This is a genomic window from Streptomyces sp. PT12, from assembly GCF_003311645.1.
In the GTDB taxonomy this organism is placed as follows: Bacteria; Actinomycetota; Actinomycetes; order Streptomycetales; family Streptomycetaceae; genus Streptomyces.
This window is the reverse complement of record NZ_QEST01000061.1, coordinates 1-739: the sequence shown is the minus strand read 5'-3', so window position 1 is coordinate 739 and position 739 is coordinate 1. Positions and strand designations below refer to the sequence as shown.

Sequence of the window (739 nt, the reverse complement as noted above, 5' to 3'; positions counted from 1 at the left end):
CAGTGCTTGGCGCCCTCACCGCCGTCACCCGCCCAGATGCCGAGGATGTCCCGGGTGCCCTCGACGGTGACCGCCATAGCAACGTAGATGGGCCGGTTGGCGACCTGGCCGTCTCGGATCTTCACGTTGATGGCATCCACGAAGACGACCGGGTAGACGCGGTCGAGTGGACGTGACTGCCATTCGGCCATGCCCTCCATCACCGCGTCGGTGATCGTGGAAATAGTCTGCCTGGACACCTCCGCCCCGTACACCTCGGCCAGATGAGCCGATATCTCCCCGTGTGTGAGTCCCTTTGCCGACAGCGAGAGCACCATCTCGTCGACCCCGGTCAGACGGCGCTGCCGCTTCTTGACGAGCTGCGGCTCGAAGGTGCCGGCGGTGTCGCGGGGCACCTTCACCTCGACCGGGCCGACGTCGGTCAGCACTGTCTTCGCCCGTGTGCCGTTGCGGCTGTTGCCGCTGTTCCGGCCTGCCGAGTCGTGCTTGTCGTAGCCGACGTGATCGGTGATCTCGCCCTCCAGGGCGGACTCGAGCACCCGCTTGGTCAGCTGCTGCAGCAGCCCGCCCTCCCCGGTCAGCTGCAGCCCGTCGGAGCGGGCACGGTCGACCAGCATCCCGATCAACTGCTCGTCCGACACCGCCCCAGCGGACGACTCGACGACCGGCTCCTCGACCTCGTGCTCAGTAGTGGTCTCGCTCATCAGGCGTCTCCTTGATCATCAGATCCGCCGTCTAT

1 protein-coding gene is annotated in these 739 nt (G+C 66.3%); it reads right to left on the bottom strand.

The annotated features are described in order from the left end of the window. A partial coding sequence (locus DEH69_RS05440; RefSeq protein WP_258534455.1) for a transposase occupies positions 1–617 on the bottom strand: 617 nt, incomplete at its 3' end. Between the last annotated feature and the right edge of the window lie 122 nt (positions 618–739).